Annotated in this window: 1 pseudogene; it reads right to left on the reverse strand. The window is 36.9% G+C overall.

Annotation, left to right across the window (positions count from 1 at the left end):
- Positions 1-87 precede the first annotated feature (87 nt).
- A pseudogene (locus ACWA1B_RS22775) lies at positions 88-268 on the reverse strand (Crp/Fnr family transcriptional regulator); the annotation flags it as partial.

Consider the following 268-nt stretch of genomic DNA (forward strand, 5'->3'; position numbering starts at 1 on the left):
TTAAAATTAACTTTACAAATTTTAAACAATTAAGAATGCTGAAAGATGAGGCATATCAATATTTTAAAGTGACCTAAATCACACCTGCTATCCTTTAAGCCTACTCAGTGTCTCCCTTGTCATCCCTAAGTAAGAAGCCAGAAGTTTTTTAGGTACTCGGTGAACCAGATGAGGAAATTTTTTTACAAGATTATTATAACGGGTCTCGGCTGTTTCGTTCAGCAGCGACATGATGCGCTGTTCTAAGGCAATGTATCCGTAGTGTGAT

The organism is Flavobacterium xizangense (genome assembly GCF_054075145.1).